Source organism: Kitasatospora sp. NPDC048722 (assembly GCF_040650235.1).
Classification (GTDB): Bacteria; Actinomycetota; Actinomycetes; order Streptomycetales; family Streptomycetaceae; genus Kitasatospora.
Window position 1 is genome coordinate 189,371 of the sequence record NZ_JBEZGX010000005.1, and the last position, 7,892, is coordinate 197,262.

6 protein-coding genes and 1 tRNA gene are annotated in these 7,892 nt (G+C 74.0%); 3 read left to right on the plus strand and 4 right to left on the minus strand.

Translation table 11 applies throughout. From position 1 onward, the window contains the following. Window positions 1–34: 34 nt before the first annotated feature. Window positions 35–1,225: an MFS transporter gene (locus tag AB0C76_RS06770; protein WP_359960694.1), complete on the plus strand. Its 1,191-nt coding sequence runs from the start codon at window positions 35–37 to the stop codon at window positions 1,223–1,225. Here AB0C76_RS06770 and AB0C76_RS06775 read toward each other — a convergent pair. The 4 genes from AB0C76_RS06775 to AB0C76_RS06790 all read right to left on the minus strand — a co-directional run bounded on the left by AB0C76_RS06775 (window position 1,222) and on the right by AB0C76_RS06790 (window position 4,044). Next, on the minus strand, window positions 1,222–1,857 hold the full coding sequence (locus tag AB0C76_RS06775; RefSeq protein WP_359960697.1) for a DJ-1/PfpI family protein: 636 nt from the start codon (window positions 1,855–1,857) through the stop codon (window positions 1,222–1,224). The genes AB0C76_RS06770 and AB0C76_RS06775 overlap by 4 nt on opposite strands. Continuing rightward, entirely contained in the window at window positions 1,857–2,828 is a 972-nt protein-coding gene (locus tag AB0C76_RS06780) for a GlxA family transcriptional regulator (RefSeq protein ID WP_359960699.1), read from the minus strand. The genes AB0C76_RS06775 and AB0C76_RS06780 overlap by 1 nt, the downstream gene beginning before the upstream one ends. A gap of 159 nt (window positions 2,829–2,987) precedes the next feature. Next, a tRNA-Lys gene (locus tag AB0C76_RS06785) sits at window positions 2,988–3,061 on the minus strand. Between the two features lie 74 nt (window positions 3,062–3,135). Then, window positions 3,136–4,044, minus strand: a complete 909-nt coding sequence (locus AB0C76_RS06790; RefSeq protein ID WP_359960702.1) for an NADP-dependent oxidoreductase — start codon at window positions 4,042–4,044, stop codon at window positions 3,136–3,138. Between the two features lie 220 nt (window positions 4,045–4,264). On the opposite strand from AB0C76_RS06790, the gene AB0C76_RS06795 reads away from it, so the two are divergent. Next, entirely contained in the window at window positions 4,265–5,848 is a 1,584-nt protein-coding gene (locus AB0C76_RS06795; RefSeq protein WP_359960705.1) for a Na+/H+ antiporter, read from the plus strand. 213 nt (window positions 5,849–6,061) lie between these two features. Continuing rightward, window positions 6,062–7,723: a glucose-6-phosphate isomerase gene (gene pgi, locus AB0C76_RS06800; RefSeq protein WP_359960708.1), complete on the plus strand. Its 1,662-nt coding sequence runs from the start codon at window positions 6,062–6,064 to the stop codon at window positions 7,721–7,723. The last annotated feature ends 169 nt before the right edge of the window (window positions 7,724–7,892 follow it).

The following is a 7,892-nucleotide window of genomic DNA, read 5'->3' on the forward strand; positions in this document are numbered from 1 at the left end:
CCTCACACCGGTGTGAGGTTCGAGCATGGTCCGCATGACGACAACGCAGACCGCAAAGCCCGCATCCCGTACGGCACTTCCGTACCCCGCCCTGCTCGCGCTCGCCACCGCGGTGTTCGTCACCGCGCTGACCGAGACCCTGCCCGCCGGTGTCCTGCCCGGGATGAGCGGGTCCCTCGGCGTCGGCGAGTCCGCGACCGGCCAGACCGTCACCGTCTACGCGCTCGGCACCGCCACCACCGCGATCCCGCTCACCGCGGCCACCTCGGGCCGGAGCCGCAAGAGGCTGCTGCTCGCCGCGATGGCCGGCTTCGCCGCCGCCAACACGGTGACCGCGCTCTCCTCGAACTACCCGCTGACGATGGCCGCCCGCTTCGTCGCGGGCGTGGCGGCCGGCCTCGCCTGGGCGCTGCTGGCGGGCCACGCGCGCCGGCTGGTGCCCGCCGACCTGCAGGGCCGGGCGATCGCGATCGCCATGGCCGGCATCCCGGTGGCGCTCTCCCTCGGTGTCCCGGCCGGCACCTTCGCGGGCCAGGCGCTCTCGTGGCGGGTGCCGTTCCTGGCGATGACGGCCCTGGCGCTCGGCGTGATCGGCTGGACCGCCGCCGTCCTACCGGACCGGCCCGGCCGGACGGCGGGGGAGCGGGCACCGATGCGGCGGGCGCTCACGGTGCCGGGGGTCGTGCCGGTGCTCGTGGTGACCCTGCTCTTCGTGCTCGCCCACACCATCCTGTTCACCTACATCGCGCCCTTCCTCGCCCGGGCCGGGCTCGGCGGCTCGACCGACTCGGTGCTGCTGGTGTTCGGCCTGGCCTCGCTGGTGAGCATCTGGTTCGTCGGTGCGCACATCCACCGCAGGCTGCGTCCGCTGACGATCGGCGGCGCGCTGCTGGTCGCGGTGACGGCGGCCGTCCTCGCGGTGGGGTCCGGCAGCGCGCTGCTCGTCCACGCGGCGGCGCTGCTCTGGGGCCTCGGCTGGGGCGGGGCGCCGACCCTGCTGCAGACCGCCGTCGGCGACGCCGGCGGGGAGCAGGCCGACGCGGCCCAGGCGATGCTGGTCACCCTGTGGAACGCCGCGATGGCGGGCGGCGGGGTGGTCGGCGGCCTCGTGCTCGGCCGTCTCGGCACCGGCGCCCTGCCGTGGACGGTGCTCGCCCTGGCGCTCCCCGCCCTCGCGGCGGTCCTCGCCGCCCGCACCCACGGCTTCCCGGCCCGCAGGCCCTAGCCGAGCAGCAGGTTGGTGCTCAGCAGCGAGTCCGCGAGACCCGCCGGGGCGGTCGCGAGGGAACCGGCCGAGTACGGGGGCTGCGGGTCGTACTCGATGACCAGCTGGATCGCCTCGGCGGTCGCGTCCCCGGCGATGCGGCCGGTCAGCGTCAGCGCCAGGTCGATGCCGGCCGAGACCCCGGCGGCGGTGGCGTACTTGCCGTCGATGACGACCCGCTCGGTGCCGGTCGGCTCGGCGCCGAAGCCGGTCAGCGCGTCGAGGCAGCACCAGTGCGAGGTGGCCCGGCGGCCGGCGAGCAGTCCGGCGGCGCCGAGCAGCAGGGAGCCGGAGCAGACCGAGGCGGTCCAGGTGGTGGTCGCGTCCACCCGCCGCACCCAGTCGACCAGTTCCGGGTCGGCGAGGGACGGCTCCGTCCCGGGGCCGCCGGGCACGAGCAGCACGTCGGCGGCGTCGACCTCGTCGAGGGCGGCGTCGGCGGTGAGCGCGAGACTCTTCATGTCGGTGCGGACCGGCCCCCGCCGGGCCGCGGTGAACACCACCTCCGCGCCGGGGACGCGGGACAGCACCTCGTACGGGCCCACGGCGTCCAGGGCGGTGAAGTCGTCGTACAGCAGGACGGCGATGCGCATCAGTTTCCTCCGGTTGGGCTGGGGTGGAAGCGGCGCCGGTACTCGGCGGGTGGCACGGCCAGGGCCCGGACGAAGGCGCGCCGCATCGCCTCCGGGGTGCCGTAGCCGCAGGCGCGGGCGATCTCCTCGATCCCCTCCCCGGTGTCCTCCAGGCGGCGCCGGGCGGCCTCCAGCCGGACGCCGTCCACGTACCGGCCCGGGGTGAGCCCGACCTCGGCGGCGAAGGCGCGGGCGAAGTGCCGCGGCGAGAGCGCCGAGCGCCGGGCCAGCGCCTCGACCGAGAGGTCCTCCTCCGGGTGCTCGGCGATCCACCGCTGGACCTCGCGCAGCGGCCGGCGCACGGCCACCTGGGCGGCCAGCTGGGTGCTGAACTGGGCCTGGTTGCCGGGCCGGCGCAGGAACACCACCAGGTGGCGGGCGATCAGCAGCGCGGCGTCGCGCCCGAGGTCCTCCTCGACCAGGGCGAGCGCGAGGTCGATGCCGGCCGTGACCCCGGCCGAGGTCGCGACGTGCCCGTCCCGGACGTGGATCGGGTCGGGGTCGACCTCGACATCCGGGAACCGGCGGGCCAGGGCGTCGCAGTACGCCCAGTGGGTGGTCGCCCGGCGCCCGGCGAGCAGCCCGGCCTCGGCGAGCAGGAAGGCGCCGGTGCACACCGACACCACCCGCTCGGCCCGGCCGGCCAGCTCCCGGATCCGCGCCACCAGGGCCGGGTCCGGCGCGTCCGCGCCTTCCCCGCCGGGGACCAGCAGGGTGTGCAATGGTCCGACGTCGGCCAGGTCCGCGTCCGGCAGCACCCGCAGCCCGCTGTTGCTGCGCACCGGCCCGCCGCCCACGGCGGCCAGCGTGACCCGGTACGCACCCGGCCGCCCGGCGGCGGCGCCCGCTCCCGCTAACACCTCCAGGGGGCCGGTCACGTCCAGGCTCTGCACGCCCTCGTAGAGGACGACGACCACGCTGCGCGTTCTCATGCGGCCAGCCTGTCAGCGGGCCGGGACGGCAGCAATGACCTGTTTCCCACCTTTCCTGCCACCGGCCGCCGGCGGCCGCCCTCGGCTCAGGGGAGCGCCGGAAACGCCCGGAAACGCCGGAAGGCCCCTCGCTTTCGCAAGGGGCCTTCCGGCTGTCTGTGCGCCGCCAGGGACTCGAACCCCGGACCCGCTGATTAAGAGTCAGCTGCTCTAACCAACTGAGCTAGCGGCGCCTGCTGACGCGGAGAACATTACCTGGTCGGCGGCGGAAACACACAATCGGCCCGGGGCGCCCCGCCGACGGGCGTCACGCGGTGAGGACGACCTTCCCCCGGACGTGCCCGGTGGCGACCATCCGGTGGGCGTCGGCGGCGCGCTCCAGCGGGAAGGTCTCGGCGACCTCCAGGCGCAGGCCGCCCGCCTCCCACAGCTCGACCAGCTCGGCCAGCCGGGCGGCCGTCCGCTCCGCGCGCAGCTGCCGCAGCCCGAGCCGCCCGGCGGTCGCGTAGTCGACGACGGTGCCGATCCGGTCCCGGTCGGCGACCAGCTCGACCGAGGCCTCCAACGCGCCCCGCCCGGCGGCGTCGAACGCGGCGTCCACGCCGTCGGGCGCGACCGCCCGGACCCGCTCCACCAGCCCGTCGCCGTACGCGACCGGGACGGCGCCCAGTTCGCGCAGGTAGTCGTGGTTGCGCCCGCTCGCGGTGCCGATCACGGTCGCGCCGTAGGCGCGGGCGAGCTGGACGGCCACCGTGCCGACGCCGCCGGAGGCGCCGTGCACCAGCACGGTGTCGCCCGGGCCGACCTTGAGCAGGTCGAGCGCCAGGTGCGCGGTCTGGCCGGAGGCGGAGAGCGAGCCGGCCTGCTCCCAGGGCATCCCGGCCGGCTTGGCGACCAGGTGCGAGGTGTCCACGACGACGAACTCGGCCTGGCTGTCCAGCACCCGGAAGCCGATCACCGCGTCGCCGACCTCCCAGCCGTGGCTGCCCGGCCCGAGCTGGTCGACCACGCCGGCGAACTCGTTGCCGAGCACCAGCGGGCCCTCGGCCACGACGCCCGGCGGCCGGAAGCCCGCCCGGATGGCGAGGTCCACCGGCTGCACCCCGGCGGCGTACACCCGGACCCGCACCTGGCCCGGCCCCGCGGTGGGGGTGGCCACCTCGGTGACCCGCAGGACCTCGGGGCCGCCGGGCTCGGGGACGGTGACTGCCTTCATCGGGGGGTTCCTGCCTCTCGTCCGTCCCGCGGTCGCGGTTCCTCCCGATCATCGGATCTCAAGTGCGCTTGAGGTCAACCCCTCCCCGGCGTGTCCTCCCAGATGGGCGCATTGTCAGATTTATCCTGGGCGGCGCTCAGCCGTCCGTCGCCCGGCCGTCTCCGGCGTCCGCCGCCGGCCGACCGCCGCCCAGCCGTCCGTCGTCGAGAGGAAACTCCCCGTGGGCCAGCTGCCCCTGTTCTTCCTGGTGCTGCTCGCCTCGGTGGTGACCCTGCCGCTCGCGCGCCGCACCGGCGTCCCGCAGCCGGTCCTGATGACGCTGCTCGGCATCGTCATGGCACTCGTGCCGCAGATCCCGGACATCTCCGTCGAACCCGAGCTGATCCTCCCGCTGGTCCTGCCACCGCTGATCTTCGCCGTCGCCCGGCGCTCCTCGGTGCGCTACTTCAAGGCCAACATCCGCTCGATCCTGCTGCTGGCCGTGGCCCTGGTCGTGGTCACCACGATCGCGGTGGCGGGCGCCGTCCACTGGCTGCTGCCCGCCCTGCCGCTCGCCGCGGCCGTCGCGGTCGGCGCGCTGGTCTCCCCGCCGGACCCGGTCGCGGCCGTCGCCGTGGCCGGCAGCGTCGGCCTGCCGCGCCGCCTGGTCGCCATCCTGGAGAGCGAGGGCCTGTTCAACGACGTCACCGCGATCGTCATCTACTCGCTCGCCATCGACGCCGTGGTCAGCGGCGACTTCTCGCCCGGCCACGCGGTGCTGCGCTTCGTCCTGTCGGCGGTGCTCGCCGTCGTCGTCGGCGTCGCGCTCGGCTGGGTCAACACCAAGCTCGCCGAGCTCCTGGAGGACCCGACCCAGCAGGTCGCGCTCAACCTGCTGGTCCCGTTCGCCGCCTACACGATCGCCGAGGAGATCCACGGCTCCGGCGTGCTCGCCGTCGTGGTCTGCGCGCTCTACCTCGCCGAACGGGCCGCGGACGCGGACGCCGTCTCCTACCGGCTGGTCGGCAACGCCTTCTGGGAGGTCGTCGAGATCCTCATCACCGGCGTCGCCTTCGGCCTGATCGGCCTCGAACTCGCCACCGTGCTCAAGGAGGCCGGCCAGGGCTGGACCGGCTTCATCGGCGACGCGAGCACGGTGATCGCGGTCGTCGTCGTGGTCCGCCTGCTCTGGCTGCTCCCGGCCGGCTGGCTGTCCCGGCGGCTGCGCGCGGGGGACGACGAGGACACCCCGTTCAGCTGGAAGGAGAGCGTGGTCCTCTGGTGGTCCGGCATGCGCGGGGTCGCCACCGTCGCCCTGGCCCTGGCCATCCCGCTCACCGTCGACTCCGGCGCCGGCTTCCCCGAGCGCGGCCGGCTGGTCTTCATCGCCTTCAGCGTGGTGCTGTTCACCCTGCTCGTCCAGGGCCTGAGCCTGCCCTGGCTGGCCAAGCGCTTCCAGCTCGACCTCGACCAGGACCGGCACGAGCAGGCCGTCCGTCAGCTCTGGTGGCGCGCCGCCCGGGCCGGGCTCGACCGGCTCGGCGAACTGGAGGAGCAGGACCGGCTGCCCGCCGAGGTCGCCGACCGCCTGCGGGACCGTCAGCACGACCGGCTGGCCCGGCTCTGCCCCGAGAAGTACGCCGAGGAGGAGGCCTCCGAGGCGAAGCTGCGGCTCTCCCAGTGGCGGGCCGCCCGGGACGTCGAGCAGGAGATGATCGCCGCCTCGCGCCGCGAGATGCTGGCGGCCCGCAGCGAGCTCGGCGCCGACCCGGAGCTCGTCGACCAGGTGCTGCGCGGGCTCGACCTGCGCTCCGAACGCAAGTGACGCGCCGTTCGCACCCGAGCGTCCACCCGGAGTCCACCGCACTCCGGACGTGCCCGGACGGAATGTGCGCCGCTCCCTCCGACGTTGCATAGGCTGGCCCCGGGCAGGCCGTCAACGGAGTCGGCGCACCACCGGAACCCGCACGACCTCGCGAAGAGACCCTCACCGCCTGGCCCTGCCGGTATCTGCACCCAGATGAATCGAGGAACACCGATGTCGGAGACCAGCGCCGACGCCCGCACGCCGCTCGACCGCACCCCGCAGTGGGCCGCCCTCGGCAAGCACCGCGCCGAGTTCGGCGACACGCACCTGCGCGAGCTGTTCGCCGCCGACCCCGAGCGCGGTCGCCGCTACGCCCTCAGGGTCGGTGACCTGCACGTCGACTACGCCAAGCACCTGGTCACCGACGAGACCCTGGAGCTGCTGCGCGAGCTCGCGGCGGCCACCGGCGTCGCCGAGCTGCGGGACGCGATGTTCCGCGGCGAGAAGATCAACAACACCGAGCAGCGCGCCGTCCTGCACACCGCGCTGCGCGCCCCGCGCGGCGCCGTCGTCGAGGTGGACGGCGTGAACGTCGTGCCCGGCGTGCACGCCGTCCTCGACAAGATGGCCGCCTTCGCCGACCGGGTCCGCGGCGGCGAGTGGAAGGGCCACACCGGCAAGCCGATCCGCACCGTCGTCAACATCGGCATCGGCGGCTCCGACCTCGGCCCGGCCATGGCCTACGAGGTGCTCCGCTCCTTCGCCAAGCGCGACCTCGACGTCCGCTTCGTCTCCAACGTGGACGGCGCCGACCTGCACGAGGCAGTGCGCGACCTGGACCCCGCCGAGACGCTGTTCATCGTCGCCTCGAAGACCTTCACCACCATCGAGACCATCACCAACGCGGTCTCGGCCCGCACCTGGCTGCTCGAAGGACTGGACGCCGGCACCGAGGCGGTGGCCAGGCACTTCGTGGCGCTGTCCACCAACACCCAGGGCGTGCACGACTTCGGCATCGACACGGCCAACATGTTCGAGTTCTGGGACTGGGTCGGCGGCCGCTACTCCTACGACTCGGCGATCGGCCTCTCGCTGATGCTCGCCATCGGCCCGGACGCCTTCCGCGAGATGCTGGACGGCTTCCACCTCGTCGACGAGCACTTCCGCACCGCCCCGCCGGAGGAGAACGTCCCGCTGCTGCTGGGCCTGCTCGGCGTCTGGTACGGCGCGTTCTTCGACGCCCAGGCGCACGCGGTGCTCCCCTACTCGCACTACCTGTCCAAGTTCACCGCCTACCTCCAGCAGCTGGACATGGAGTCCAACGGCAAGTCGGTGGACCGCGCGGGCAACCCGGTGAACTGGCAGACCGGCCCGGTCGTCTGGGGCACCCCGGGCACCAACGGCCAGCACGCCTACTACCAGCTGCTGCACCAGGGCACCAAGATGATCCCGGCCGACTTCATCGGCTTCGCCCGGCCGGTCGCCGACCTGCTCCCGGGCCTGGTCCCCCAGCACGACCTGCTGCTGGCCAACTTCTTCGCCCAGACCCAGGCGCTGGCCTTCGGCAAGACCGCCGAGGAGGTCGAGGCCGAGGGCGTGCCGGCCGAGCTCGTCCCGCACAAGACGTTCAAGGGCAACCACCCGACCACCACCGTCCTGGCCGGCGAGCTGACCCCGTCGGTGCTCGGCCAGCTGGTCGCGCTCTACGAGCACAAGGTGTTCGTCCAGGGCGCGATCTGGAACATCGACTCCTTCGACCAGTGGGGCGTCGAGCTGGGCAAGGTGCTCGCCAAGCGGATCGAGCCGGTGCTGCTCTCCGGCGAGGGCGCCGACCAGCTGGACAGCTCCACCGCCGAGCTCGTCGCCCGCTACCGCGCGCTGCGCGGGCGCTGACCGTCGGGCCGCCCGTCCCCCGTGGGCGGGCGGCCGCCGGATTCCCGGTGCCACCCGACGCGCAAACGCCGGAAGGCCCTTCGCTCTCGCGAAGGGCCTTCCGGCTGTCTGTGCGCCGCCAGGGACTCGAACCCCGGACCCGCTGATTAAGAGTCAGCTGCTCTAACCA

Bases quoted from the DNA above. Each gene is read 5' to 3' on its own strand.
- pgi (WP_359960708.1), top strand. From the start codon at position 6,062: ATGTCGGAGACCAGCGCCGACGCCCGCACGCCGCTCGACCGCACCCCG.
- AB0C76_RS06780 (WP_359960699.1), bottom strand. From the start codon at position 2,828: ATGAGAACGCGCAGCGTGGTCGTCGTCCTCTACGAGGGCGTGCAGAGC.
- AB0C76_RS06790 (WP_359960702.1), bottom strand. From the start codon at position 4,044: ATGAAGGCAGTCACCGTCCCCGAGCCCGGCGGCCCCGAGGTCCTGCGG.
- AB0C76_RS06775 (WP_359960697.1), bottom strand. From the start codon at position 1,857: ATGCGCATCGCCGTCCTGCTGTACGACGACTTCACCGCCCTGGACGCC.
- AB0C76_RS06770 (WP_359960694.1), top strand. From the start codon at position 35: ATGACGACAACGCAGACCGCAAAGCCCGCATCCCGTACGGCACTTCCG.